Consider the following 23,679-nt stretch of genomic DNA (forward strand, 5'->3'; position numbering starts at 1 on the left):
GAACCGGAAGCACCATAGGATGAATTGATTCGCGGACTAGATGTCAATTCCGCCGAATTCCCCCGCACATTGCATTCTTCACCCTTGCGACTTTCACGCGTACGGAGTAACGAGCCGTTTTTGCAGTGCCGATGGACTGCTATGTTCTCCAACCGTCGGATCAGAGGTACTTTCAAGCGAGGTAAATCATGAAGAAGGCAGTTCTCACCACTGCGGCGTTGGCGATCGGGGCGGGTCTTGTGGGCGGTTCCGCTGCGGCGGCGTCGGCCGCCGCGGGGGGCTCGGGGAACTCCGCCGGCCCGCTCGGGCTCGTGTCCCCGACCAAGGTGACTCCGGCGATCGTGCCGGCGGCCGATACCGTGACGCAGCTGGCCAGTAACGGACAGATCGCCAAGGGCAGCGCGTTCGACAAGAAGAAGCCGGGGCAGCCGGTGTCCGGCATCTACCTGGACGGCCTGGACCCGACCGCCGCCAAGAAGCCCACGATTCCGGTGAAGAACCCGGCTGGCAGCGGCTCGGTCCAGGTCCGCCCGCTGAAGGCGCCGACCGCCACGGGACTCGGCTCCCTGCTCCCCAACAAGTGACGACCCGGCAGCCTTACGAGTCGGTCGTACCGGCGAAAGACGGGCCCGGAATTCCAAGACTCTGATCCGGATCTCGGTGGCCGGAAGACCGTCGGCGGGGCCGGACACTGGATCCGGACCCGCAGTTCCAGCTCCGCACGCGGCGGGCCCCCGAGCCCATCGGCACCCGTGAACCCTCGTCCGGCCCACCGGCCTTTTCCTCACCGGTGGGCCGGACGCATGTCATCGGGAATCTGTTCACGCCGGACGGGCAAACATTTCCGAAGGCTTCCCTAAGGCTTGTCCCGTAACTGATCTTGGATCTGGTGAGGGCAACGTCGGCTGCTGTACCGGCTGTTCGCCTATTTGGCGAGGGCGAGGTTGTGCATGCGGGCGAAGGTGTGCTCGACGCGGGATGACCAGCCCGGTGCCCTGGTAGCCGCCGACCGACCATGACCACCAGGCGGGTGTCGGCGTCGATGACCACCTGATGGGCCGTGGAATAGCGGTAGTTCTTCGATTGCTCGGCGATCGTGTGGTCGCGGGTGGGCACCAGGGCGGTCCGTCGCCGACTTCGAGACCCCAAGCAGCGGGGCGATCTGGCGCATCGTCAAGTTCGTTCGCCAGTAGGCCGCGACCAGCGGAATGCGGGGGCCTATCCAGGACGGCTCCGACGTCATAATCACACCAGCTACACCAAGATTATCTCATCCCTGACCGGCGGTTACGGGACAAGCCTTAGGAACGTACGTAAAGCCGGGTCCGCCGCAGAGTGCGCCGCGTTGCGCCATCCGATGGAACCTGCCCACGTCTGAATGTTTCCGCCGTGACTTATGCATGCATATACGGGTTTCCTTTTCGTAAGCGTGCAAACGTGAATTCAGGAAGGGAACCGAGTTGCCTAAGAAGTTCGCGATCATCACGGCCCTCGCCCTCACCACCGTCCTCGGCACCGCTGGCATCGCCTCCGCGGACGACGGCTACGGCAAGGACGGCAAGGGCAACGGTGGCGTCACCAAGCCTGTCGACGGCAAGGGCAATGGTGGCGTCACCAAGCCCGCCAACGGCAAGGGCAATGGTGGCGTCACCAAGCCCGCCAACGGCAAGGGCAATGGTGGCGTCACCAAGCCCGCCAACGGCAAGGGCAACGGAAACGGCAACGGTGGCGGAAACGGCCACGGTGGCGGCAACGGTGGCGGAAACGGCAACGGTGGCGGCAACGGTGGCGACACCACGACCGTCAAGGGCGGTGGCGGCTTCTCGTCCGCCCCGGTCGTCGTAAACGAGCCCCAGCAAGGCGTTCTCGTCGTCAACGGCACCGTCGTCGACGGCCGCTGCATCGCCCCGTGGTCCAACGGAGCTGTCCTCGGTGGCGTCGTCCCGCCGAACTCGCACTACGCCGCCTGCAACACGGCGACGGTCAACCAGCAGCAGCAAGCCCCGTACAAGGGCGGCCTGCTGTTCTGACTCCTGCTTCGAGCAATTCGCAGCAGGTGAATCCCCCCAACGCAGCCCGGAAAGGCGCAACTCATGCGTAAGAAGGTTACGGCCATTTCCGCCGTCGCGGCAGGCATCGTCCTGGCGACCGGAGGTACCGCCGCGGCCGACAGCAACGTCTCCACCGTCAAGGGTGGTAGCGGCTTCTCGACGTCCCCGGTCGTCGTGAACGCTCCGCAGCAGGGCGTTGTCATCGTCAACGGCACCGTGGCCGACCTCCGCTGTGTGGCTCCGTGGTCCAACGGAGCTGTCCTCGGTGGCGTCGCCGCGCCGAACTCGCACTACGCCGCCTGCAACACGGACACGGTCAACCAGCAGCAGCAAGCCCCGTACGAGGGTGGCCTGCTGTTCTGACTCCTGCTTCGTGCGATGCGGAGCAGGTAAACCCCCATCACAGTCCGGAAAGGCTCAACTCATGCGCAATAAGGTTATGGCTGTTTCCGCCATTGCCGCAGGCATCGTCCTCGCGACCGGTGGCGCCGCCGCGGCCGACAGCAACACCACCACCGTCAAGGGTGGTGGCGGCTTCTCGTCCGCCCCGGTCGTCGTGAACGCCCCGCAGCAGGGTATTGCCGTCGTCAACGGCGCTGTCGTCGACGGCCGCTGCATCGCCCCGTGGTCCAACGGAGCTGTCCTCGGTGGCGTCGTCGCGCCGAACTCGCACTACGCCGCCTGCAACACGGCGACGGTCAACCAGCAGCAGCAGGCCCCGTACGAGGGTGGCCTGCTGTTCTGAACAGTGCCTCACCCCGATGGCGGTCCCCGGAATCCCGGTGGGCCGCCATCGGCGTTTCGCGAGCCCGTCCCGGCAATGACGAGCCATATACGCCGACCAGTCATATATGCCGAAGGGCCGACTCCGAAGAATACGGAGCCGGCCCCGAGCATTGAGCCGGTGAGCGGTGAACTCACTTGTCGAGCGGAAGTCCCCCGAGCAGCTGTCCGTTGATGGGGTTCGGCAGGGTGCCACCGAAGACTGGGGTCTTGACCACCCCCGACTCCTTCGCGACGGTCTTCACCTTATCCGCCGTGCGCTCCACGTTGTTTCCCACGTAGCCGGTCGGCAGCTTGGCGGCGTTGGGGAGGCTACTGGCGACCGTCTTACCGTTGTCGAGGAGGCCGTGCTCCGACAGGTCCACCGCGGAGGCGGGAACAGCAGCGCCGGCAATGGCAAGGGAGCCGGCGACAACGGCAGCAGCCTTAAGGTTCTTCATCGTGTTCCTTTCCAGGAAATCCGGTCCTCGTTCTCCCGGATCAACGAGAGGGGGCCTCTCGGGAAACTCTGGGGCCGCCAAGTTCCAGGAACTCATACGAAGGAACTGCCTGAGCGATTCGCCGTCACTCACGGCGACGCGTCCCGCGTCTTCGCTCGCGGAGGCGGGATGAAAATGGACGGCGCCGCAGTAGTGCCATCGAGGAAGCTCCGGCCCGCGAACTCCCATGAGTCGGCGACCTCTCTGGTCGCGGACATGAACAGCTTGGAGGCGGGCGGGCTGGCATCTGCGCTGATCAGGTGCTGTTTTAGGCCCCTGACCTGCAGTGCCGGCTGTGCGCGCCCTGCTGTTATTCCGGCTGGGTTCCGTGATGTCCCGTGATACAGCCGGTCAAGATCGACGAGCTGGACCGTGGGTCATGGTCGGCGATGGCGCACAGGCCGTCGGTGAAGCTGGTGCCGCTGAAGCAGAGCAGCCGGGTGTCGGGGGTGTGCAGCTGCGTGCGGTTCTGGAGGAGGTCGCGGATGTGACGCAGCCGCTCCAGGTGGCCGACGCCCATCGTCTCGTTCCACTCGGCCTCGCCGATCGCGAGGAGTACCTCCCGGCCGTTGTCGGTGCGGCCGAAGCCGGCGGCATCGATCTCGTGGCTGGTCTTGGCGCCGGGGTCGGCGACTGTCCCGGATTCCACGCGCGTGCGTTGTCCGCCGAGGGTGTCGGGAGAGGCATACCAGGGGGTCCAGGTGCGCCAGACCTGCTCGAAGTGCGGGCCGACGACCTTGCTGCGGAAGGTGGCCTCCGAGCGGTCCCAGACGGCCGGGCCCTGACCGGGGCGCTCCAGGGAGCCTGCGATGCCGCCCCGGGTGTGGTTGCGCTGGGCGATGGCGGCCAGTACGCCGTGACAGAGGGCGGTGTCGCGCAGGTCGGGTCGCAAGGTGGCCCTGGCCGGGCCGGTTCAACTGGAGCTCGTCTCCGGGGTTGTTCAGCTGCGTTCCGAGGACGCGATGTTCGACGCGATGCTGCGGGGCTGGCGAGCTCAGCAGAAGTTGCGGGGCTAAAGGACGAGACGATCGACCCGAGGGAACGGCTGATCCGCCGGTTCCTGGACTTCACGAACGAGTACCCGTGGCGATGAACGCCGGCCCACCTGGACGAATGGTCGGCGTCGCTGACGAGCGGGAAGCACTTGGCGCCGTCCACAGTCCGCAGCTACCAGGGCACTGTCCGGCTGTTCACCGAGCTCCTCATCACCGACGACCAGGTCGAACGAGCGGTTCGGGCGAAACGGAAGGGTGCCCTGGCGGCCTACCGCGACGCCACGTTGTTCAAGGTGATCTACGGGTGGGGGCTTCGCCTGACCGAGACGTCCAAGTTCGATGTGGTCGACTTCGGCCGCAATCCGCAGGCCCGGCAGTGCGGCCGGTACGACACGCTCAACGTCCGCTATGGCAAGGCGAAGAAGGGGCGGTCGCCGACTACGTCGAGAACGTCCGCCCGCGCTTCGGATTCCCGGACCATCCGGCTCTGTGGATCACCGAACGCGGGGGCCGCCTGCAGCCCGGTTCGATCAACGACCGGTTCGAGGCATACCGGGACGCCCTGGGGCTGCCCAAGGAGTTGTCCCCGCACGGGCTTTGTCACTCATACGTCACGCATCTGACCGAGGACGGGGTGGACCGGCGCTTCATCCAGCAGCAGGTCGGCCACGAGTGCGACAGCTCCCCGGCCATCTACACGCAGGGAAGGAATCGGCGATGGCCGCCAAGCTCGACTACCACTGGCACCTGCGCAGAGTCATGGCCGACCGCGGGATGTTCTCCACCACCGACCTTCTCCCTCCGCTCGCGGCAGCCGTCGGCGGCTCGGCGCCTGATGCGGAGGGACTTGGCGGACTGCGGCCAAAGCGGCCCCGGATCAGGGGTGTTGACCGGTCATGACCACGGCTGACCAGCTCGACCGCGCTGTCGCGGACCCGGTCGGTTTGATCACGGGCCTCGTCGCCGACGTCGAGAAGGAACTCGGCGCCGAGACGATCCGGCCGTGGTCACCGCGGTCGCGGGCGGCCGCGCGAAGTCACGACAGTTGGCCAAGGCCCTGGCGATACGGCCCGCGGTCCTGACCGACGGCCGGTCCCCGGCGGCCCAGGCCATCGGCGATCTGCTCATCGGGCTCCGCAAGGCCGGCGCCTCGGCGATCGCGCCGGAGGGGCGGTTCTTTGATGTTCAGTCGTTCACGGGGCCGGTGGCCCCATCGTTCCGGCACGGTGAACGATGAGGCAGGATCGTGTGCGTGGGTTAAACAATCACAAGGGGGGCGGCGGGATGCTGGAGCGCACGGAGATGGAGATGTTCCTGACCCTTGCCGAAGAACTGCACTTCGGTCGTACCGCCGAGCGCCTGTACTGCTCCACGGGCCGGGTGAGCCAGATCATCAAGCAAATGGAGCGACGCGTCGGCGCGCCGTTGTTCGAGCGGACGAGCCGCCACGTCGAACTGACCTCCGTCGGGCGACGTCTGCGCGAGGACCTGCTGCCGCTGTACGAGGGGATCAGGGGCGCGATGGAACGCGCCGAGGCCGCCGGGCGCGGCATCACCGGCACGTTGACCGTCGGCTTCATGGGCACCCAGAGCGCACGGGTCCTCTCCGCAGCTCGTGAGGTGTTCGAGCTGCGGAACCCGGACTGCACCGTGCGCGTCGTCGAGACCCATCTGCACCATCACACCGCGCAGTTGCGCGACGGCACCGCCGACCTGCTGCTGATCACGCTGCCCGTCAGCGAGCCGGACCTGACCGTCGGAGCAGTGATCACGCGTGGCAGCAGATACATGGCCCTGGCAGCGGACCACCGGCTCACGGGGCACGACGTGGTGTCGTTCGAGGACCTCGCGGGTGAGACCTTCGTCGCCATGGCCGGCTCGGTCCCCACCTACTGGACGGACTTCCATCTGCCCCGTACAACGCCCGGCGGTCGGCCGATCGGCAGGTACGGCGAGCCGTGCGCCACGTACGCCGAGGCGTTGGCACTGGTCGCGGCAGGGCGGGCCATCGTGCCCGGCGACCGGCAACTGCTGTCGCTGTACGGACGGCCGGACATCCACTTCGTCCTCGTCTCCGACATGCCGCAGGTCGAGCAAGGACTGGTGTGGCGCACACGCGACGACGCGGACCAGCGCGTGCGGGCCTTCGCCGATGTCGTCCTGGAGATCGCGCCCGCGCTCTCGCTGCCCGCGCCGACGCTTGTCCCCCGCAGCACCGAGGACACGGTGACGCCCGCCTGAGCGGTGCTGCCCATGCGGGCGGTGTGCCCGAATCGATCGTTTACTCGTAGTACATGATCCTCGCGAAATCCGTCGTTGTTCCGACTTCACCGTTCGACGAATGTTGGGGACGCCTCCTCCGCGTCCGCGGTGGCGGCGACTGCGCGAAGGAGCGACGTCATGACGATCGAGTACTTCGACCCGCTGATCACGGGCAAGCTGGACCTGCCGAACCGTTTGGTGATGGCGCCGATGACCCGGAGCCGCGCGGACCGCGCGGGCGTGGTCTCGGAGTTGACCGCCGAGTACTACGCGCAGCGGGCCGGTGCGGGTCTGATCATCACCGAGGCGACCCAGGTGAGCGAGATCGGACAGGGGTACATCCTGACTCCGGGTCTGTACACGGCGGCACAGGTCCTGGCCTGGCGTGGGGTGACCGATGCCGTGCATGCGGCCGGTGGGCGAATCGTCGCTCAGCTGGTGCACTGCGGTCGGATCGGCCACCCGAGTCTGTACGCGGACGGTGCTCTCCCTGTCGGCCCTTCCCCCATCGCGTCCGGCGAGCAGTTGTTCACCGCCGAGGGCATGCTGGACCACCCGACGCCGCGGGAGATGACCCTCGACGACATCCACCGCACGGTGGAGGACTTCGTGGCCAGTGCCCGCAACGCGGTCGAGGCCGGCTTCGACGGGGTGGAGGTGCACGCGGCCAACGGGTTCCTGCTGCACCAGTTCCTGGCGGACGGCGCCAACCGGCGGACCGACGGATACGGCGGTTCGATCGCCCATCGGATCCGCTTCGCCGTGGAGGTCGTCACGGCGGTGGCCGAGGCGATCGGCCCGGAGCGGGTGGGGGTCAGGCTCTCGCCCGGGATCACGTACAACGGGATCGGCGAGAGCGACACGGCCGAGCTGTACCCGGAACTGGTCCGCGCGCTGGCCCCGTTGCCGTTGGCCTACCTTCACGTCTTCGAGGTCATGACGCGGGACGTCACCCGGCTGATCCGTGCCGAGTGGCCGGGGACGCTGATCCTGTGTGCGCATCCCACGCCGGAGTCCTTCCCCAGCACGCCCGAGATCGGTGCCGAGGCACTGCGGGAGGGCGTGGCCGATGCCGTCGCACTGGGCGAACTGTGGTTGGCCAACCCCGACTTGACCGCCCGGGTCCGCTCCGGTGGCCCGTACAACGTGGCGGACAAGGCCACGTTCTACGGCGGCGACCACCGCGGCTACACCGACTACCCGACCCTCGACGCGGACAACTGACCGGCGGCGTCCGCACTTCCCCCTGGGCTCCCTGGCAGCCCCAGGGGCGTCTCACCCATCAGTCTGTGACACACAAGGAGCAATCATGGACCTGCAACTCGCGGGCAAGACCGCCGTCGTGACGGCCGCCAGTGGCGGCATCGGGGGCGCGGTCGTACGTACGCTGATCGCCGACGGGGTCAAGGTGCTCGGCGCGGACCGTACGGTCTCGGCCGAGCTGAAGGAATCCGGCGCCGTGACCGTCGAGGCGGATCTCCTCACCCCGGAGGGCGTCGGGGAGCTGAGACGGGTGGCCGAGAGCGAGCTCGGCCGTGTCGACCTGCTGGTCAACGGTGTCGGCGGCCTTGCCGGTCTGGATCTGGGTCCACTGCCGGATCTGGACGATGAGACGTGGCAGCGGGCGTTCGAGCTGAACTTCTTCGGGACCATGCGCATCACCCGTGCGCTGGTGCCGCTGCTGCGGGAGTCGGTGGTCAACATCTCCACGAGCGTGGCGCACTGGCCGGCGTCCGGCCCGCACTGGTACGGAGCGTCCAAGTCCGCGCTGACCTCCTTCGGCAAGGGCCTCGCCGATGAGCTGGGCCCGCGCGGGATCCGGGTGAACACCGTCTCGCCCGCCCTGATCCGTACGCCGCTGTGGGACGAGTACGGCCCGCGCGTCAGCCAGGCCCGTGGTGCCGACTTCCAGCAGGTCATGAGCGACCTGCCCGACCAGATCAAGGTCACCCTGGGGCGTTGGGGCACCCCGCAGGAGGTCGCCAACGTGATCGTCTTCCTCAGCTCCCCGGCCGCTGCCTACGTCACCGGCAGCGACTACGTCATCGACGGCGGACTCCTGAAGGTCCGGTAACCGGAGGGCCAGGCGTAAGTGGAGTGCCCCGCCAGGACTTGAGTCCTGGCGGGGCACTCGGGTGCGTGGCCGCGCGGCGTCAGCCTTGCGTCGCGTACGAGAGGTGCCAAATCTTTTCCGATGCCCCGCCATGTGGAGTGCCTCGCGATTCTTGAGTCGGCGGCAAAGAGTGCCTGACCAGCATTTTCTTAGGGGATCGGCAATCAGTGGTATCGAATAGTCGTAATCCACCGCTCTCGGCGTGCGGCTTCCTTTTGGAAGACGGAGGATTAAGGCAATGAGAGCGGAGTAGCCGTGAGCCATGAAAATCCCACCCCGGCCACAGGCGATCTGGTTGTGCTGAGCGACGTCAACAAACACTTCGGCGAGCTGCATGTCCTCCAGAACATCGACCTGACCATTGCCCGTGGCGAGGTTGTCGTCGTCATCGGGCCGTCCGGCGGCGGGAAATCCACGCTGTGCCGCGCCATCAATCGCCTGGAGACCATCGATTCGGGTGAGATCGTCATCGATGGAAAGCCCCTGCCCGCCGAAGGTCGCGAGCTGGCCGCGCTGCGGGCCGATGTGGGCATGGTCTTCCAGTCCTTCAACCTCTTCGCGCACAAAACCGTGCTCAATAACGTGACGCTCGGCCAGGTCAAGGTGCGTAAGAAGGACAAGAAGGCTGCCGAGGACCGGGCGCGTCAGCTGCTCGACCGGGTGGGGGTCGGCTCCCAGGCGGAGAAGTACCCCGCGCAGCTCTCCGGTGGCCAGCAGCAGCGCGTCGCGATCGCCAGAGCGCTGGCCATGGACCCGAAGATCATGCTCTTCGACGAGCCGACCTCCGCGCTCGACCCCGAGATGATCAACGAGGTGCTCGAGGTGATGCAGCAGCTCGCCCATGACGGAATGACCATGGTCGTCGTCACCCACGAGATGGGATTCGCCCGTTCGGCCGCCAACCGTGTGGTGTTCATGGCGGATGGCCGCATCGTGGAGGAGACGACACCCGCGCAGTTCTTCAGCAACCCGAGCAGCGAGCGGGCCAAGGACTTCCTTTCGAAGATCCTTCACCACTGATCCGGGGCCCGGGGCACTACAGCACTAGGAATGATCACCATGAAGCTTCACAAGGTCACCGTCGCGGCCGCCGCTGCGCTCGTGCTGTCCCTGAGCGCCGCCGGCTGCAGTTCGGACGACGACGGCGGCGGCACGAGCTCGGACGACAAGAAGATCACCGTCGGCATCAAGTTCGACCAGCCGGGCATCGGCCTGAAGACGCCGGACGGCAAGTACACGGGCTTCGACGTCGACGTCGCTACGTACGTCGCCAAGGAGCTCGGATACGACGCCGGCGACATCGAGTGGAAGGAAGCCAAGAGCGCCGACCGCGAGACGCTGCTCGAGCGCGGCGACGTCGACTTCATCGCCGCCTCGTACTCGATCAACCCGGAGCGCGAGGAGAAGGTCGACTTCGCAGGCCCCTACCTCCTGGCACACCAGGACGTCCTGATCCGGTCGGACGACGACTCCATCACGAAGCCCGCGGACCTCAACAACAAGAAGCTCTGCTCGGTCACGGGCTCCACATCGGCGCAGAACGTCAAGGACAAGATCGCGCCGCAGGCCCAGCTGCAGGAGTACGGCGGCTACTCGGAGTGCCTGACCGGCCTGGAGAACAAGGTCATCGACGCCCTGACCACCGATGACTCGATCCTCGCCGGTTATGCCGCGCAGCCCGAATTCAAGGGCAAGTTCAAGCTCGGCGGATTCAAGCTGAGCAACGAGAACTACGGCATCGGCGTCGAAAAGGGCAGCGATCTCAAGGCGGAGATCAACACCGCCCTGGAGAAGATGGTCGAGGACGGCGCCTGGGACGACGCCGTCGAGAAGAACTTCGGCCCGGCCGGCTACAAGAACGAGCAGGCACCGAAGATCGGCGTCATCGTCAGCTGAGGCGGGTGACCCGCGGCGCGCCGCCCTCGCAGCGGCGCGCGTCGCCCCTTCACGCACGCACGCACTCACGCACTCACGCACTCACGAACTCACGCGGAAGGCCGGAGACTGTGTTCGACTTTCTCGAGGGTTACGACCTGCTGGCTGCCTTCTGGGTGACGGTGCAGCTCACCCTCTATTCCGCCATCGGCGCCCTGATCTGGGGAACGGTGCTGGCCGCCATGCGCGTCAGCCCCGTGCCGCTGATGCGCGGCTTCGGCACCGCCTACGTCAACGTGGTCCGGAACATCCCGCTCACCGTGATCATCGTCTTCACCTCGCTGGGCCTGTTCCAGACGCTCGGCGTCACCCTCGGCGCCGACGACTTCACGACGATCAACTTCCGGCTCGCCGTGCTCGGTCTGATCGCCTACACCGCGTCGTTCGTCTGTGAGGCGCTGAGGTCCGGCATCAACACGGTGCCCGTCGGCCAGACGGAGGCGGCGCGTGCCATCGGCCTGAACTTCCCCCAGGTGCTGCGGCTCATCGTTCTTCCCCAGGCCTTCCGTTCCGTGGTGGGCCCGCTGGCGAACGTGCTGATCGCCCTGACCAAGAACACAACGGTGGCCGCCGCGATCGGCGTCGCCGAGGCCGCGGCGCTGATGCGGGAAATGATCGAGAACGAGGCTCAACTCATCCTCATCTCCACCATCTTCGCGTTCGGATTCATCTGCCTCACCCTCCCGACCGGGTTGTTCCTCGGCTGGGTGAGCAAGAAGGTGTCGGTGAGGCGATGAGTGCGCAGAACGTTCTGTACGACGTCCCGGGGCCGCGTGCCAAACGGCGCAACGTGCTGCTCACGGTGGTGTTCCTGGTCGCACTCGCCGTCCTGATCTGGTGGGTGGTCCAGAGCCTCGCCGACAAGAACCAGCTCGAGTGGGTCAAATGGCGGCCCTTCTTCACGGACTCCCGGGCCTGGGAGACGTACATCCTGCCGGGGCTCAAGAACACGCTCATCGCCGCTGCACTGTCCATGGTCATCGCGCTGCCGCTCGGGGCGCTGTTCGGCATCGCCCGGCTCTCGGACCACTGGTGGGTGCGGGGTGCGGCCGGCACCGTCGTGGAGTTCTTCCGCGCCATCCCGGTGCTGATCCTGATGCTCTTCGCGAACGCGGCGTACTCCGAGTACACCGACATCAGCCCCGCCAGCCGGCCGCTCTACGCCGTCGTCACCGGTCTCGTCCTCTACAACGCCTCCGTACTCGCGGAGATCGTACGAGCCGGAATCCTGTCCCTCCCGCGGGGCCAGACCGACGCGGCCAAGGCGATCGGCATGCGCAAGAACCAGGTCATGCGCCACGTGCTGCTGCCGCAGTCGGTCACCGCGATGCTCCCGGCGATCGTCAGCCAGCTGGTGGTCATCGTGAAGGACACCGCGCTGGGCGGCGCGCTGATCGGTTTCTCCGAACTCCTCGCGTCGGTCCGCCCGATGAGCGCGAACTACGGCGCCAACACCATTGCCAGCTTCACCGTGGTCTCCGTGATCTTCGTCGTGCTGAACTTCGCACTCACGTCCTTCGCGAGCTGGCTGGAGGGCAGGCTGAGGCGCGGCAAGAAGTCCACCGGCGCGGTGGTAACCGCGGACGCGGTCGAGACGCTGGCGACACCGGGCGAGCACTTGGGCCGTGACGATCTCGGGGGAACGGGCGGCAGCTCCAGCAAGTGACCACGTACCGCAGCGGTGTGCGGGAACGACCGCCGTCATACCGAAGTCCTCGCCGAGCTGCGGGCCGCGGGCGCCGAGTGGGTTCAGCTGGACGAGCCCGTCCTGATGCAGGACCGCACCCCGGCCGAAGTGAACGCCGTCGCCCGCGCCTACCGCGATCTCGGCGCGCTCACCGACCGGCCCCGACTGCTCGTCGCCTCCTATTTCGACCGGCTCGGCGAGGCCCTTCCGGTGCTGGCCATGGCGGATGTCGACGGCCTCGCCATCGACTTCACCGGGCCCGCCGCCGCCAATCTCGACGATCTCGCGGCCGTCGGCGGTCTGCCCGGCAAGCGTCTTGTCGCCGGCGTCGTCGACGGCCGCAATGTGTGGATCAACGACCTGGGGAAGTCCCTGGCCGTGCTCGGTACGTTGCTCGGGCTCGCCGGGCGGGTCGACGTGGCCGCCTCCTGCTCCCTGCTGCACGTCCCGCTGGACGCCGACGCCGAGCAGGGGCTTGATCCGCAGATCGCCCGCTGGCTTGCCTTCGCCCGGCAGAAGACCGGTGAGATCGCCACCCTCACCCGCGACCCGGTGGTGCGCGCCCGCGCCGCGGCCGTCACCGACGCGGACACCCGCCGTTCCCAGACGTACGCCGAGCGGGTCGCCGCCCGGCGCGAACGGCCGCCTGCCGCTGTTGCCGACGACGTCCATCGGCTCCTTCCCGCAGACCGGCGAACTGCCCACTGCCCGCGCCGACTTGCGTGCCGGACGCATCGGCACGGCCACGTACGAGGAGCGCATCGTGGCCGAGATCCGCGAGGTCATCGCCTTCCAGGAGAAGACCGGCACCGACGTCCTGGTGCACGGCGAGCCCGAACGCAACGACATGGTCCAGTCCTACGGGACGCGCCATGTCTTCCGCCGATCCTGGCCGGCGACATCTCCCACCCCGAGCCGATGACGGTGCGTTGGACCGCGTACGCCCAGCCCCTCGCCGACACCGCCCGCCAGGTCGCGCTCGCGCTGCGCGAGACGCTGCCGCTGCGCGCCGCCCACCACGGCGGGTATCTCGCCTCGGCCACCGAGTCCTTCCGGCTCGGCACGAGCGGCGTACGGCCGGACAGCCAGATCCACACCGACATGTGCTACGCCGAGTCCGGCGACATCCGCCCGCTCGCACATGCAGGTCGCCGGCGAACTCGCCGCGTCCGGCTATCCCCCCGGACCGCGGTCTGAAGACCCGGGGCTGGACCGAGGTCCGCGCCGCCCTCGAGAACCTGGTCGGCGCCGCGCGCGAGCTCCGCTCCACCCTCTGACCAGGGGCGTACGCGGTGGTGGTGTGCGCTTGCGTGTGCCACCGCCGCGCCCGCCGTGCGAGTTGTCAGGCCCCACGTGGCGCACTAGTGTCACCACGCCTTGGTGCTCGGGAAATCCGGTGTGATGCCGGTGCGGCCCTCGCCACTGTGATCGGGAAAGTCCGGCTCCGGCCCCCTGTGGGGGCAGCCACTGGGTACTCACGTGCCCGGGAAGGCGGAGTCCGGGCGGTACGACCCGTCAGCCAGGAGACCGGTCAAGGCGCGTTGTCCATCCACGAGGTGCTGGAGAGGTCTGTTCCGCCATGCACATAGCCGAGGGTTTCCTCCCCCCGGCGCACGCGATCGCCTGGAGTGTCGCGTCCGCGCCGTTCGTCGTCCACGGAGTCCGTTCCCTCACCCGTGAAGTCAAGGAGCACCCCGAGAGCACCCTGCTCCTCGGCGCGTCCGGAGCCTTCACCTTTGTCCTCTCCGCCCTGAAAATCCCTTCTGTCACGGGCAGTTGCTCGCATCCGACGGGCACCGGGCTCGGCGCGATTCTCTTCCGGCCGCCGATCATGGCGGTGCTCGGCACCATCACACTTCTGTTCCAGGCTCTGTTGCTCGCCCACGGCGGGCTCACCACGCTCGGCGCCAATGTGTTCTCCATGGCGATCATCGGGCCATGGGCCGGGTACGCCGTCTACCGGCTCCTGAAGAGATACGACGTACCGCTCATGGTGGCCGTGTTCTTCGGGGCGTTCGTCGCCGACCTGTCGACGTACTGCGTCACCAGCGTCCAGCTGGCCCTGGCGTTCCCCGACCCCTCCAGCGGATTCATCGGCGCCCTGGGCAAGTTCGGCGGCATCTTCGCCGTCACGCAGATCCCCTTGGCGGTCAGCGAGGGACTGCTCACCGTCCTGGTGATGCGGCTCCTCGTGCAGTCCAGCAAGGGCGAGCTCACCCGGCTCGGCGTGCTGCTTCAGGGCAAGAAGTCCGAGACGGAGGCCAGTGCCTGATGAGCCGCAACGCGAAGATCAACACCCTGCTCCTGGTCATCGTCGCCGCACTCGCGGTGCTGCCCCTGGTCCTCGGCCTCGGCGACGACAAGGAAGAGCCGTTCACCGGCGCCGACGCCCAGGCCGAGACGGCGATCGCCGAGAACGACCCCGAGTACGAGCCGTGGTTCTCGCCCCTGTACGAACCCCCGTCCGGGGAGATCGAATCGGCGCTCTTCTCCCTGCAGGCGGCGCTCGGCGCGGGCGTCCTCGCCTACTACTTCGGGCTGCGCAAGGGGCGCCGCCAGGGTGCCGAACGTGCGCGGGCGGAGGCCGCCGACGCCGAGCCGTCCACGGATGCGGACGCGGACGCGGATGTGGATGGGGATGCGGACGTGGGCGCTGAGGGCACCCGGCCCAAGACCGAGCAGGTCTGATCCGGCGTGCTGCCCATCGACGCGGCGGCGCACAGCAGTCGCTGGCGCCGCCGTCATCCCGTGGACAAGGCCGTGCTCGGGCTCGGTCTCACCGCCCTCGCGGTCTCCCTGCCGCCCTGGCCGGGCGCCGCCCTTGTCCTGGTCGCCGCGCTCGCCGTGCTGCTCGGCCCGGCGGGCGTGCCGCCCCGCAAGCTGTGGCGCGCCTACCGCGTACCGCTCGGCTTCTGCGTCACCGGCGCCCTGAGCCTGCTCATCCAGATCGCAGGACCAGGAGGGTTCATCACGCTCGCCGACGGCGGTCCGGCGCGCGCGGGCGGTCTGCTCCTGCGCACCTCCGCGGCCTCCCTTGGCGTCCTGCTCTTCGCCTTCACCACGCCGATGTCGGACCTGCTGCCCCGCCTGGTCAAGGCGGGCGTGCCGGCACCCGTTGTGGACGTGGCGCTCGTCACGTACCGGATGAGCTTTCTGCTTCTGGACTCCATGACGCGGATCCGTCAGGCGCAGGCCGCGCGGCTCGGGCACACGACCCGGGCCGCCGCCTGGCGGTCGCTCGCCGGGCTCGGCGCCACCGCGTTCGTGCGGGCCTTCGACCGGGCGAGCCGGCTGCAGGCGGGCCTCGCCGGACGGGGTTACGACGGGACGCTGCGGGTCCTTGTGCCCGAGGCCCGGGTCTCCCGGCCCTTCGTGACCGTGAGCGCGGCACTTCTCGTGGCCCTGGTGGCCCTCACCCTCGTACTCGAAAGGCTTCTTCCATGAGCGAGCCGAGCGCTCCTCCCATGCCGCCGGGCGAGTCCCTGGTGGCTCTGCGCGCGGCTTCGTACGCGTACGAGGACGGCCCCACCGTGCTCGACGGCCTGGACTTCGACATCGTCGAGGGGCGTGCACTCGCGCTGCTCGGACGCAACGGCAGCGGCAAGACCACCCTGATGCGGCTGCTCAGCGGTGGACTGCGCCCGGACGCCGGTGAGTTGACGGTCGACGGGAGCAGGGTGACGTACGACCGCAAGGGTCTTACCCGGCTGCGTACGACCGTTCAGCTCGTCGTCCAGGACCCGGACGACCAGCTGTTCGCCGCGTCGGTCGAACAGGACGTGTCCTTCGGTCCGTTGAACCTCGGCCTGCCCGACGCGGAGGTCCGCGCACGGGTCGCCGAGGCGCTCGACGCACTGGACATCGGCGCCCTGGCCGACCGCCCCACCCATCTGCTCTCCTACGGCCAGCGCAAGCGGACCGCCATCGCCGGTGCGGTGGCGATGCGCCCGCGCGTACTGATCCTCGACGAGCCGACCGCGGGGCTCGACCCCGACGGGCAGGAACGCCTCCTCGCCACCCTGCAACGGCTGCGGGACTCGGGGACGACCGTGGTCATGGCCACCCACGACGTGGACCTGGCCCTGCGCTGGGCGGACGACGCGGCGCTGCTCACCCCCTCGGGGGTGCGCACCGGGCCGGTCGCGCAGTCGCTGGCCCGGCGCGACCTGCTGGCCCAGGCAGGCCTCCATCTGCCGTGGGGGATCGCCGTGCGCGATCTGCTGCACGCGCACGGGCTGCTTGCGGAGACGGACGACGGGCCGCGCACCCCTGAGGAGTTGGCGCTCAGGGCAGCAGTGCCACCAGCGTGACGGTGGTGCCGGTGTCGCCGACCGTGATGTCGAGGCGGTCGGCGAGCGCCTCGGCGAGCCACAGACCGCGGCCGTTCTCGGCCTCGTCGTCGACGGAGCTGTCGATGTCGATGTCGATGCCGTGGCCGTGGCTGTGGCCGTTCAGTGGCCGTGCGAGTCCCGGGCCGTTGTCGGTGATGACGCAGCGCAGGCCGTCGTCCGTGTGGTCGAGGTGGATATGGCCCTTGCCGCCGCCGTGCACGATCGCGTTGCTCGCGACCTCGTGCACGGCGAGCACGAAGTCGCCGAGCCGGGGGTCGCAGAGGCCCGCGTTCTCGGCCCTGCGGGTCACCTGATGGCGCAGTCGCGCCAAGTCGCCGATGGTGAAGGGGAGTTCCAGCGGCGGCGGCCGGTCCTGAGCGGGATCGCGGGGGTTGGTCCGGGGGCCGCGGTCGCCCCCGTAGTCGTCGCTGTCGATGCCGCGGTTGAGGATCACTGCGCGGATCACCCTTCAGCCAGGACGAGTTGAGGGACTTCGGCGGCTCGGCAGAGCCGTATCACCTTGCTCTGCGCGGGTCGGACGCGGACCGTGATCCGCTGGTCGCGGGGGAGTCCGCGCGCGAGCCGTACCAGCAGAGCGGCGCTGTGTACGTCGATGAAGCAGAGTTCGGAGAGATCGAGCGCCCCTGGCCGGCCGGGACCGGTGAGGGCGTGGGTGAGGGCCGTGGCGAACTCCTCGCGCGTGCAGAGGTCGGCGTCTCCGGCGATCCGCAGCTCGCCGCCCGTGCGGGTGACTTCCAGGGCGCCGAGCCGGTGCAGGACCTTCTTGGGGTGGGCCCGGCGGATGCGGTCCAGGAGGGCGTCGTCGAACTTGCGCCGGTCGTACTCGCAGATGGCGGTGAAGCCGATCTCGGCGAAGAGCGGAGAGAGATCGGTCTCGTAGGAGACCAACAGGTCGTGGTCGACGCCCGGTTCGGCGGCCCAGGCCATGTCACCCACCACCCGGAGCCCCGAGAAGCCCTTGTGCCGGGCCTGTTCGGTGAGCTCCACCCAGGTGCGGGCCCGCTCGACCGGGTCGAAGCCGCTGTCCGGGTCGTAACCCGGCACTTCGTTGACCACGGCCAACTGCCCCTCGCAGAGGGCCGCTTCGACGGGGAAGCCGCGGATGCGTAACTGTTCGGCCGCGACGGCCGGGGTGGTCGCAGGGTCGGTGAAGAGCATGACCTGCTCACCCCGTGACAGGCCGATGTCGGTGTAGGCGGCGCGGAGCTCCCAGCGGTCTTCGTCGTCGTCGAACCCCAGGCAGGCGTGGTCGCCGGCGTTCATACGGGTGACGGAGACCGTCCGGGTCGCGGAGCTGGCGTCCATGAGGGCAGACCCTAGGGGCGGTGGCGGGGCCGTGCCTCTGCTGATCGCAGTTGTCCGAAGTCGTTCCGGTCGGGTTCGGGTCGGTCCGCGTGATCAGTACGAGTGATCATTAAGGGCGCCCGGCATGGACGGATTCTGCCAACTTGCCATCGGGGCAAGGGCGTTCTCGCAGGAGGCTCCCGCAGATCGAAATCGCGTTGCGTCGCGCGATCGGCCGACGCGATGATCGGCCCATGGCCCCGAATCCCCCCGACGGCCGCGCCGGAATCGACGCCGCCCTGGTGAAGCGCCTGATCGCCGCCCAGTTTCCGCAGTGGAGCGAACTGCCCGTGCGGCCCGTCGAGGTCGACGGCTGGGACAACCGCACGTACCGCCTCGGCGACGCCATGACGGCCCGGCTGCCCACCGCCGCCGGATACGCCCCCGCGGTCGCCAAGGAGAACCGCTGGCTGCCGCGCCTCGCGCCGGGCCTGCCGGTGGCCGTTCCGCCGATCCTGGCCCAGGGCGAACCGGGCGAGGGATACGCCTTCCCGTGGTCCGTCCGCGGCTGGCTGGACGGCGAGACGGCCGCGCGCGACCGCATCGACGGCATGGAGCGCTTCGCCGTCTCGGTGGCCGGGTTCATCCGCGCCCTGCAGCGCTGCGACGCCATCGGCGGTCCGCAGGCCGGTGCGCACAGCTGGTGGCGGGGCGCGTCACCGGCGCACTACGACGGGGAGACGCGCCGCTGCTTGGCCGCCCTTGAGCGCAGGGCTGAGCGCGGGGCCGGCAGCGACGGGGTGGACACCGGCGGGGTGGACACCGGCGGGGTGGACATCGCCCGGGCCACCGCCGTCTGGGACGCGGCACTCGCCGCGGAGTGGCGCGGGGCGCCCGTGTGGTTCCACGGCGACATCGCGTCGGGCAACCTACTGGTGGCCGACGGCCGGCTGACCGCCGTCATCGACTTCGGCACGGCGGGGGTCGGCGACCCGGCCTGCGACCTGGTCATCGCGTGGGGGATGTTCTCCGGCGACAGCCGCGAGGCCTTCCGGCAGGCGGTCGGCCAGGACGACGACACGTGGGCGCGGGCGCGCGGCTGGTCGCTGTGGAAGACCCTCCTGACGCTGACCGATTGCATCGACACCGATCCCGTACGGGCTGCCGACTGCCGGCGCGTGATCGAGGCGGTGCTCGCCGATCACGACCGCTTCGGGGCTTCCCGCGGGTCGCGCCTCTCCTAGGGGCGCGGCCGCGGCTTTCTCAGGTGCGGTCGATGTGCACGCTGGTGGACTTCACGCGGGCGGTGGCCTGCATGCCCACCTCCAGGCCGAGTTCTTCGACGGCCTCGCGGGTCAGGAGGGAGACGAGCCGGTGCGGGCCCGCCTGGATCTCGACCTGGGCCGCGACGTCGCCGAGCTTGATGGCGGTGACGATGCCGGGGAAGGCGTTGCGGGCCGAGGTGTACGAGACGTCGTCCTCGTCACCGCCCGCCTGCCCCTGGCCGACCTCCACGGAGAAGGCGGCGAGATCGCGCCCGTCGATGAGCCGACGGCCGCCCTCCTCCCGATGGGTCGCGACCCGTCCGGCGTCCGCCCAGCGACGTGCGGTGTCGGGGCTGACGCCGAGCAGACGGGCCGCCTGCCCGATGGTGTAGGACTGCATGCGCGACACGATAGGCAACCGCACCTGGCATCTACAACACACCTGGGTGAATCTCCATGGCAGATGCCACTCTCCTTGGAGGAAGGCCCGATCCGGGCTCGTCGGCCGTGCCGTGCCTCGCCCCGCCGATGCGTTCGCTCACCCGGCTTCGGGCGCCCGTCCCCTCACCACGGGGACCTGCTCCAGCGCGATCCCGAAATGCGTCGCGTACGCGTCGAGCACATCGGCGTCCGTGGCCAGCTCGGCGGTCTCGCGCTCACCGGCCACCGTGGTGGTGAGGGTGCGGCCGCTGAGGGTGATCCGACCGGTCCCGGTGAGCAGCGAGCAGACCAGCGACCGGGTGAAGTGGGACAGCGGCGATGTGCGGTGCCACCAGGCGCCGATCGCGAAGTCGGCCAGGGCGCGCGGGCGGTGTTCGAGCACGTACTGCGGCTTGCCGTCGCGCAGGACGTCCAGATCGCCCTCGGCGGTGTCCTCGATGCGGAAGGTGCCGCCGGGGTCCGACTGGTCGCCGCGCTCGCCGAAGGCCAGCGGGAAGTGGCTGTGGGTGCCGAAGCCGATGTCGGCGAGCCAGTCGCCCCCGTCGCTGGTGCGCACGCGCAGGGCCATGTGGTCGTAGGGGATGCCGGGGCGCCCCGACGGCTCGTACACCCGGGCCTGCAGCCGCGTCACCTCGAAGCCGAGGGAGGTGAGCAGCGCCGCGAAGGCCCCGTTGAGTTCGTAGCAGAACCCGCCCCGGTGGCGGTCCACGATCTTCGCGACGAGGGCCTCATCGGTGAGTTCGATGTCCTCGCCGAGATGGATGGAGAGGTTCTCGAAGGGGACGGCCAGCAGATGCGCGAGGTGCAGATCGTGCAGGGCACGCGTGGTCGGTGCGGCCGGGCGCTCGGCGTCGATGCGACGCAGGTAGGCGTCCGTCTGAAGAAATTCCATGGGCCTCAGTCTGCCGGTTCGCGCCTGATGTCTGTGCCCGTCGAATGCCTTGCCGGGCAGCCGACTTGCCGACGGCATCCCTGCTGCCTGCTGCCTGCTGCTCCCTGCCCCGAAGGAACCATGCCGGCCGGGCCCACGCCCTTCCGCGTCGCCGTCTCCGACGACGTCCTGAACGACCTGCGTACGCGTCTGAAGCGCACGCTCTTCACCGTCCCGTCCGACTCCACCTACTGGGCGGCCGGAACCGACCCCGGCTATCTGCGCGAACTCGTCGCCTACTGGGCGGACGAATTCGACTGGCGGGCCGCCGAGGCCGCGCTCAACGCCTTTCCCCAGTACGTCGCCGAAGTCGCCGGACGGCGCGTGCACTTCGTCCATCTGCGCGGCCGCCGGCCCGAAGGCGCCCCCGCGCCGCTGCCGTTGGTCCTGAGCCATGGCTGGCCGAGCAGCTTCGTGGAGATGCTGCGGGTCGCCGAGCGGCTCGCCGACCCGGCCGCGCACGGCGGAGACCCGGCCGACGCCTTCGACGTGGTCGTCCCCTCGCTGCCGGGCTTCCTCCACTCCGAGCTGCCGCGCGAGCCGTTCACCCGCAGGGGCGTCGCGGACATCTGGCACGAGCTGATGACCGAGACCCTCGGGTACGAGCGCTTCGGCGCGTTCGGCGGTGACATCGGCGGCGGTGTGACGCTGGCTCGGCGCCCTCCACCCGCGCGACGTGGCGGGGGTGCACATCACGTCGGCGGTGGTCACCGCCGAGTTCGACGAGCATCCCGCGACCCCCGAGGAGCAGGCGTACCTCGACGCGCTGGCCGCGTACGACGTGGACGACGTGGACGACCAGGGCTACAGCGAGATCATGTGCACCCGGCCCGACACGATCGCCGCCGCCCTGATGGATTCCCCCGCCGGGCTCGTCGCCTGGATCGCCGACAAGTACCGCGACTGGAGCGACTGCGGCGGCGACTTGGAAGCCCGCCGGTGCCGCCCATCACCGTCCCCGGCGCCATCACCCTCAGCGGACGTTCTTCCGACCGTTGAGCTAAGGTTAGGCTTAGCTAAGTTGATGTTGGGGTGTGGTGGGCCAGGAAGGCGGGGAACGATGCGGGTCCTCTTCGTGTGCGGATGAGCACGGATGCCGCGGCGAGCGCGGAAACGGGAGTGCTCACGGCGGATGTGACGCCCCGTCGGATCGTGGGGCCGACGCCCTGTATCGAGCGTGTCGCCGCGCGCCTGGCGGGCCTCGCGGACTCCTCCGGGGGGCTCGATGACCCCGAGGGCCTCGGCGGCTTCACCGGTGAACGGGCCGCCCTGCTCGAAGAGTTCTGGGCGGAGGCCCGGCGCCGCGGCACGCCCCTGGTCGAGGCCGTCGACGGCGACCCGGAACACCGCGCGGTGACGTTCCTGTGGCGCGGCCACCGCGTCACCCGGCAGGTGCTGCTGCTCGCCAACCGCATCGGGGACCGGGACGACCTCGCCGCCTCCCGCCTCAGCCTGCTGCCGGGTACGGACATCTGGTACGTCGGCTACCGGCTGCGCGCCGATCACCGTGGCTCGTACCGCATGGCCGCCGACATCTCGCCCGGTCGGCCGCCCGCCTCCGCCGCGCTCCTCCAGGAGCGGCTGCGCTCCCTGTCCGCGCACGCCGCTCCCGACCCGCTCAACTCGCGCCGGATGCCCGGCCGTTGGCTCGCCCGCGAGAGCTCGGTCTTCGCGCTGCCGCAGGCCCCCGCGCAGCCGTGGGCCGAGCCGCGCGCCGGGGCGGCCCGGGGGAGGGTCGAGCGGCACCGGCTGCCCGCGGGTGTGCTCGGTGCCGAGCGCGACGTGTGGGTGTATCTGCCGCCGGGCGCCGATGCGGCCGGACTGTCGAGCGAACCGCCGGCCGATCTGCCGGTCCTCGTGCTGTGCGACGGCGACATGTGGTTCGGGCGGCTCGGCTTCCAGGACACGCTGGACGCCCTCGTCGCCGACGGCGCACTGCCGCCGCTCGCCGTCCTCGCACCCGACGCCGTCGACAACCCCACCCGGCAGCGCGAACTCGGCGCCCACGACAGTTACGTGGGCTTCCTCGCCGACGAGCTCCTGCCCTGGGCCGCCGGGCGCTGGCCGCTGACCACCGACCCCGCGCGCACCGTCGTCGCGGGCCAGAGCCTGGGCGGACTGACTTCTCTGTACGCGGGGTTCCTGCGCCCGGAGCGGTTCGGCAACGTCCTGGCCCAGTCCCCGTCGCTGTGGTGGCGCCCCGGACTTCCGCCGGGCGTTCCCGAGGTGCCGCCCGCGCAGAATCCGTGGCTCATCTCACGCTTCAACGCCGCCGAACGGCGCGCCATCACCGTGCACATCGACGTCGGACTGCACGAGGGCACCCTGGTCGACCACACCCGCGGGCTGTACGAGGCGCTGCGTTCCCGTGGCTGTCCGGCGACCTGGAACACGTACAACGGCGGTCATGATCACGCCTGTTGGCGCGGCTGCCTCGCCGACGGCCTGGTGTCCCTGCTCGCCCGCTGAGCGGCCGCCCGCCGAGCCGACGCCCCGCCGCGCGCACCGTTCTCGACGCTGACGCGGGCGCCCTGTCACACTTGGGCCGCCCGTGTCGCTGTTGGGCTGAACGGGTGAGGTCGCGTAAGAATTGGCCGGTGCAGATACCGAAGGCGAGTCAGGACGGGGTGGGGCGTTGAACAGCCACGACGTCACCGACGAACAGTGGGAGGGGCTCGCCCAGGTCGTACCGCTGCGCAGCCGCAACGAATGGCCGTCCTGGCCCGGCCACCGCGCGCTGCCCGACGCGGAGACCGAGACGCGAAGGCGCTTCGTCGTGATGCGGGTGAACGTCTTCGCGGACGCCCGTGAGGTCGCCGAGACGGTGATGTCCCAGATCCCGGTCCTGCTCGACCTGACCGGCGCCGAGACGGAAGTCGCCAAGCGCGTCCTGGACTTCAGCAGCGGCGTGGTCCTCGGCCTCGGCTGCGGGATGCACCGGGTCGACAAGAACGTCTTCCTGCTCGCACCGCCCGGCACCGAGGTGCAGGGGCTCGTCGCGGCGGCCCAGTCGTAGGCACCACTGCGTACGCCGTGGCCATGGGGCATAGGCCAGGCGCATAGCCGCTCGGGGTCGGGCGGGAGGCCGCTCCGGCGGTAAT

General features: G+C 69.3%; 27 protein-coding genes, 4 pseudogenes and 1 riboswitch. Of the genes and pseudogenes, 24 read left to right on the top strand and 7 right to left on the bottom strand.

Features of this window, described 5'->3' with window-relative positions; all coding sequences use genetic code 11:
- Positions 1–188 precede the first annotated feature (188 nt).
- Positions 189–584, top strand: a complete 396-nt coding sequence (locus OG453_RS28470; RefSeq protein ID WP_266871378.1) for a hypothetical protein — start codon at positions 189–191, stop codon at positions 582–584.
- Positions 585–987: 403 nt separating this feature from the next.
- Here the strand turns inward: OG453_RS28470 and OG453_RS28475 are convergent.
- Positions 988–1,243: pseudogene (locus OG453_RS28475) on the bottom strand (IS5/IS1182 family transposase); the annotation flags it as partial.
- A 547-nt stretch (positions 1,244–1,790) separates the two neighbouring features.
- Between OG453_RS28475 and OG453_RS28480 the strand changes: the two are divergent.
- From OG453_RS28480 to OG453_RS28490, 3 genes and pseudogenes are all read left to right on the top strand, one after another.
- Positions 1,791–2,030: pseudogene (locus OG453_RS28480) on the top strand (hypothetical protein); the annotation flags it as partial.
- Between the two features lie 63 nt (positions 2,031–2,093).
- Positions 2,094–2,414: a hypothetical protein gene (locus OG453_RS28485; RefSeq protein ID WP_266871379.1), complete on the top strand. Its 321-nt coding sequence runs from the start codon at positions 2,094–2,096 to the stop codon at positions 2,412–2,414.
- Between the two features lie 61 nt (positions 2,415–2,475).
- Positions 2,476–2,796, top strand: a complete 321-nt coding sequence (locus OG453_RS28490; protein ID WP_266871380.1) for a hypothetical protein — start codon at positions 2,476–2,478, stop codon at positions 2,794–2,796.
- Between the two features lie 172 nt (positions 2,797–2,968).
- On the opposite strand, the gene OG453_RS28495 is transcribed toward OG453_RS28490, so the two are convergent.
- Together OG453_RS28495 and OG453_RS28500 are read right to left on the bottom strand one after the other, a co-directional pair.
- Positions 2,969–3,274: a hypothetical protein gene (locus OG453_RS28495; RefSeq protein ID WP_266873161.1), complete on the bottom strand. Its 306-nt coding sequence runs from the start codon at positions 3,272–3,274 to the stop codon at positions 2,969–2,971.
- Positions 3,275–3,623: 349 nt separating this feature from the next.
- Entirely contained in the window at positions 3,624–4,205 is a 582-nt protein-coding gene (locus OG453_RS28500; RefSeq protein ID WP_266871381.1) for a hypothetical protein, read from the bottom strand.
- Position 4,206: 1 nt separating this feature from the next.
- Here OG453_RS28500 and OG453_RS28505 point away from each other — a divergent pair, with 1 nt between their 5' ends.
- The 16 genes and pseudogenes from OG453_RS28505 (at position 4,207) to OG453_RS28580 (ending at position 16,615) form a co-directional block, all read left to right on the top strand.
- Positions 4,207–4,329: a hypothetical protein gene (locus OG453_RS28505; RefSeq protein ID WP_266871382.1), complete on the top strand. Its 123-nt coding sequence runs from the start codon at positions 4,207–4,209 to the stop codon at positions 4,327–4,329.
- Positions 4,330–4,426: 97 nt separating this feature from the next.
- Positions 4,427–4,954, top strand: a pseudogene (locus OG453_RS28510) (hypothetical protein); the annotation flags it as partial.
- A gap of 71 nt (positions 4,955–5,025) precedes the next feature.
- Entirely contained in the window at positions 5,026–5,208 is a 183-nt protein-coding gene (locus tag OG453_RS28515) for a hypothetical protein (protein ID WP_266871383.1), read from the top strand.
- Positions 5,209–5,311: 103 nt separating this feature from the next.
- On the top strand, positions 5,312–5,545 hold the full coding sequence (locus tag OG453_RS28520; protein WP_266871384.1) for a hypothetical protein: 234 nt from the start codon (positions 5,312–5,314) through the stop codon (positions 5,543–5,545).
- A gap of 47 nt (positions 5,546–5,592) precedes the next feature.
- The gene (locus tag OG453_RS28525; RefSeq protein ID WP_266871385.1) at positions 5,593–6,549 is read left to right on the top strand and encodes a LysR family transcriptional regulator; all 957 of its coding nucleotides are present in this window, start codon (positions 5,593–5,595) and stop codon (positions 6,547–6,549) included.
- A gap of 159 nt (positions 6,550–6,708) precedes the next feature.
- The gene (locus OG453_RS28530) at positions 6,709–7,794 is read left to right on the top strand and encodes an alkene reductase (protein WP_266871386.1); all 1,086 of its coding nucleotides are present in this window, start codon (positions 6,709–6,711) and stop codon (positions 7,792–7,794) included.
- Positions 7,795–7,879: 85 nt separating this feature from the next.
- Entirely contained in the window at positions 7,880–8,644 is a 765-nt protein-coding gene (locus OG453_RS28535) for an SDR family NAD(P)-dependent oxidoreductase (protein WP_266871387.1), read from the top strand.
- A 294-nt stretch (positions 8,645–8,938) separates the two neighbouring features.
- Entirely contained in the window at positions 8,939–9,703 is a 765-nt protein-coding gene (locus tag OG453_RS28540; protein WP_323178676.1) for an amino acid ABC transporter ATP-binding protein, read from the top strand.
- A 39-nt stretch (positions 9,704–9,742) separates the two neighbouring features.
- A complete protein-coding gene (locus OG453_RS28545) occupies positions 9,743–10,579 on the top strand; it encodes a glutamate ABC transporter substrate-binding protein (protein ID WP_266871388.1) in 837 nt (278 codons plus the stop codon).
- A gap of 110 nt (positions 10,580–10,689) precedes the next feature.
- A complete protein-coding gene (locus tag OG453_RS28550; protein WP_266871389.1) occupies positions 10,690–11,355 on the top strand; it encodes an amino acid ABC transporter permease in 666 nt (221 codons plus the stop codon).
- Positions 11,352–12,284, top strand: a complete 933-nt coding sequence (locus OG453_RS28555; RefSeq protein ID WP_266871390.1) for an amino acid ABC transporter permease — start codon at positions 11,352–11,354, stop codon at positions 12,282–12,284. The genes OG453_RS28550 and OG453_RS28555 overlap by 4 nt, the downstream gene beginning before the upstream one ends.
- Positions 12,285–12,326: 42 nt before the next feature.
- Positions 12,327–13,582 (top strand): annotated as a pseudogene (locus OG453_RS28560) (5-methyltetrahydropteroyltriglutamate--homocysteine S-methyltransferase); the annotation flags it as partial.
- A gap of 84 nt (positions 13,583–13,666) precedes the next feature.
- Positions 13,667–13,856: riboswitch (cobalamin riboswitch) on the top strand.
- A gap of 28 nt (positions 13,857–13,884) precedes the next feature.
- Positions 13,885–14,577: an energy-coupling factor ABC transporter permease gene (locus OG453_RS28565; RefSeq protein ID WP_266871391.1), complete on the top strand. Its 693-nt coding sequence runs from the start codon at positions 13,885–13,887 to the stop codon at positions 14,575–14,577.
- On the top strand, positions 14,577–14,993 hold the full coding sequence (locus tag OG453_RS28570) for an energy-coupling factor ABC transporter substrate-binding protein (protein WP_266871392.1): 417 nt from the start codon (positions 14,577–14,579) through the stop codon (positions 14,991–14,993). Before OG453_RS28565 ends, OG453_RS28570 begins: the two co-directional genes overlap by 1 nt.
- 6 nt (positions 14,994–14,999) lie before the next feature.
- The gene (gene cbiQ, locus OG453_RS28575; RefSeq protein ID WP_266871393.1) at positions 15,000–15,749 is read left to right on the top strand and encodes a cobalt ECF transporter T component CbiQ; all 750 of its coding nucleotides are present in this window, start codon (positions 15,000–15,002) and stop codon (positions 15,747–15,749) included.
- Positions 15,746–16,615, top strand: coding sequence for an energy-coupling factor ABC transporter ATP-binding protein (locus tag OG453_RS28580; RefSeq protein ID WP_266871395.1), 870 nt, complete (start codon positions 15,746–15,748; stop codon positions 16,613–16,615). Before cbiQ ends, OG453_RS28580 begins: the two co-directional genes overlap by 4 nt.
- Here the strand turns inward: OG453_RS28580 and OG453_RS28585 are convergent.
- Positions 16,590–17,090, bottom strand: coding sequence for an ATP-binding protein (locus tag OG453_RS28585; RefSeq protein ID WP_266871396.1), 501 nt, complete (start codon positions 17,088–17,090; stop codon positions 16,590–16,592). The two genes, OG453_RS28580 and OG453_RS28585, sit on opposite strands and share 26 nt — an antisense overlap.
- 8 nt (positions 17,091–17,098) lie before the next feature.
- A complete protein-coding gene (locus OG453_RS28590; protein ID WP_266871397.1) occupies positions 17,099–17,962 on the bottom strand; it encodes an MEDS domain-containing protein in 864 nt (287 codons plus the stop codon).
- Positions 17,963–18,195: 233 nt separating this feature from the next.
- On the opposite strand from OG453_RS28590, the gene OG453_RS28595 reads away from it, so the two are divergent.
- The gene (locus tag OG453_RS28595) at positions 18,196–19,185 is read left to right on the top strand and encodes an aminoglycoside phosphotransferase family protein (protein ID WP_266871398.1); all 990 of its coding nucleotides are present in this window, start codon (positions 18,196–18,198) and stop codon (positions 19,183–19,185) included.
- A 19-nt stretch (positions 19,186–19,204) separates the two neighbouring features.
- On the opposite strand, the gene OG453_RS28600 is transcribed toward OG453_RS28595, so the two are convergent.
- Both OG453_RS28600 and OG453_RS28605 read right to left on the bottom strand, forming a co-directional pair.
- On the bottom strand, positions 19,205–19,606 hold the full coding sequence (locus OG453_RS28600) for a molybdopterin-binding protein (protein WP_266871399.1): 402 nt from the start codon (positions 19,604–19,606) through the stop codon (positions 19,205–19,207).
- Positions 19,607–19,744: 138 nt separating this feature from the next.
- Positions 19,745–20,539, bottom strand: coding sequence for an arylamine N-acetyltransferase (locus OG453_RS28605; RefSeq protein WP_266871400.1), 795 nt, complete (start codon positions 20,537–20,539; stop codon positions 19,745–19,747).
- A 120-nt stretch (positions 20,540–20,659) separates the two neighbouring features.
- Between OG453_RS28605 and OG453_RS28610 the strand changes: the two genes are divergently transcribed.
- From OG453_RS28610 to OG453_RS28620, 3 genes are all read left to right on the top strand, one after another.
- On the top strand, positions 20,660–21,577 hold the full coding sequence (locus tag OG453_RS28610; protein ID WP_266871401.1) for an epoxide hydrolase family protein: 918 nt from the start codon (positions 20,660–20,662) through the stop codon (positions 21,575–21,577).
- Between the two features lie 84 nt (positions 21,578–21,661).
- Positions 21,662–23,047: an enterochelin esterase gene (fes, locus tag OG453_RS28615; RefSeq protein ID WP_266871403.1), complete on the top strand. Its 1,386-nt coding sequence runs from the start codon at positions 21,662–21,664 to the stop codon at positions 23,045–23,047.
- Positions 23,048–23,213: 166 nt separating this feature from the next.
- Positions 23,214–23,594: a cell division protein SepF gene (locus OG453_RS28620; RefSeq protein ID WP_266871404.1), complete on the top strand. Its 381-nt coding sequence runs from the start codon at positions 23,214–23,216 to the stop codon at positions 23,592–23,594.
- Positions 23,595–23,679 lie beyond the last annotated feature (85 nt).

The sequence above is a fragment of the Streptomyces sp. NBC_01381 genome, from assembly GCF_026340305.1.
Lineage (GTDB): Bacteria > Actinomycetota > Actinomycetes > Streptomycetales > Streptomycetaceae > Streptomyces.

Excerpts from the sequence above, each read along its gene's own strand:
- OG453_RS28595 (WP_266871398.1), top strand. The coding sequence starts at position 18,196 with ATGGCCCCGAATCCCCCCGACGGCCGCGCCGGAATCGACGCCGCCCTG.
- OG453_RS28495 (WP_266873161.1), bottom strand. The coding sequence starts at position 3,274 with ATGAAGAACCTTAAGGCTGCTGCCGTTGTCGCCGGCTCCCTTGCCATT.
- OG453_RS28605 (WP_266871400.1), bottom strand. The coding sequence starts at position 20,539 with ATGGAATTTCTTCAGACGGACGCCTACCTGCGTCGCATCGACGCCGAG.
- OG453_RS28535 (WP_266871387.1), top strand. The coding sequence starts at position 7,880 with ATGGACCTGCAACTCGCGGGCAAGACCGCCGTCGTGACGGCCGCCAGT.
- OG453_RS28530 (WP_266871386.1), top strand. The coding sequence starts at position 6,709 with ATGACGATCGAGTACTTCGACCCGCTGATCACGGGCAAGCTGGACCTG.
- OG453_RS28555 (WP_266871390.1), top strand. The coding sequence starts at position 11,352 with ATGAGTGCGCAGAACGTTCTGTACGACGTCCCGGGGCCGCGTGCCAAA.
- fes (WP_266871403.1), top strand. The coding sequence starts at position 21,662 with ATGAGCACGGATGCCGCGGCGAGCGCGGAAACGGGAGTGCTCACGGCG.
- OG453_RS28570 (WP_266871392.1), top strand. The coding sequence starts at position 14,577 with ATGAGCCGCAACGCGAAGATCAACACCCTGCTCCTGGTCATCGTCGCC.
- OG453_RS28485 (WP_266871379.1), top strand. The coding sequence starts at position 2,094 with ATGCGTAAGAAGGTTACGGCCATTTCCGCCGTCGCGGCAGGCATCGTC.
- OG453_RS28580 (WP_266871395.1), top strand. The coding sequence starts at position 15,746 with ATGAGCGAGCCGAGCGCTCCTCCCATGCCGCCGGGCGAGTCCCTGGTG.
- OG453_RS28545 (WP_266871388.1), top strand. The coding sequence starts at position 9,743 with ATGAAGCTTCACAAGGTCACCGTCGCGGCCGCCGCTGCGCTCGTGCTG.
- OG453_RS28600 (WP_266871399.1), bottom strand. The coding sequence starts at position 19,606 with ATGCAGTCCTACACCATCGGGCAGGCGGCCCGTCTGCTCGGCGTCAGC.
- OG453_RS28590 (WP_266871397.1), bottom strand. The coding sequence starts at position 17,962 with ATGGACGCCAGCTCCGCGACCCGGACGGTCTCCGTCACCCGTATGAAC.
- OG453_RS28470 (WP_266871378.1), top strand. The coding sequence starts at position 189 with ATGAAGAAGGCAGTTCTCACCACTGCGGCGTTGGCGATCGGGGCGGGT.
- OG453_RS28565 (WP_266871391.1), top strand. The coding sequence starts at position 13,885 with ATGCACATAGCCGAGGGTTTCCTCCCCCCGGCGCACGCGATCGCCTGG.
- OG453_RS28515 (WP_266871383.1), top strand. The coding sequence starts at position 5,026 with ATGGCCGCCAAGCTCGACTACCACTGGCACCTGCGCAGAGTCATGGCC.
- OG453_RS28525 (WP_266871385.1), top strand. The coding sequence starts at position 5,593 with ATGCTGGAGCGCACGGAGATGGAGATGTTCCTGACCCTTGCCGAAGAA.
- OG453_RS28490 (WP_266871380.1), top strand. The coding sequence starts at position 2,476 with ATGCGCAATAAGGTTATGGCTGTTTCCGCCATTGCCGCAGGCATCGTC.
- OG453_RS28610 (WP_266871401.1), top strand. The coding sequence starts at position 20,660 with ATGCCGGCCGGGCCCACGCCCTTCCGCGTCGCCGTCTCCGACGACGTC.